Here is a 541-nt window from a genome sequence, read left to right on the forward strand (position 1 = left end):
TGACCCTGATGGCCGGGCGCGACGTCAGCCTGACAGCAGGCGTGGCGTCGGGCTCGGTGCGCGATGAGCACTACCAGAAGGTCAAGGGATTCCTGTCCAGCCGCTCGACTCACACCATCGACAGCAGCGCCTACACCACGGCGCAAGGCACGCAGCTGTCCGGGGAAAGCGTGTCGATAGGCAGCGGCCGCGACATCACCATGACGGGCGCCCAGATCCTGGCCTCCAAGGACATCGTGCTGGACGCCACGCGCGACGTCACCGTGCAAGCGGGGCTGAATACCTATGCCGAAGATCACTATCGCCGCGAGAAGAAAAGCGGTTTCTCGATAGGTGGCATGGGCATTTCCTATGGCCGCAGCGACAGCAAATCCAATCAGAGCGTGGACGGCACCACGCAAAGCGACGCTCGCAGCTTGCTGGGCACGACGGGTGGCAACGTCATCCTGACGGCGGGCCGTGACGCTCGCATCGTGGGCAGCGACGTCGTTGCCGGCAAGGCGGCGGGCGACGTGACCGGCAGGACAGGCAACATCGACAT

At 64.7% G+C, this 541-nt stretch carries 1 protein-coding gene; it reads left to right on the forward strand.

Annotated features, from left to right (window positions below):
* Positions 1 to 541 (forward strand): hemagglutinin repeat-containing protein (locus AC3WMR_RS30710; RefSeq protein WP_492266985.1); only part of this gene is annotated, 541 nt, incomplete at both ends.

This window comes from Achromobacter sp. FW305-C-28, assembly GCF_058783235.1.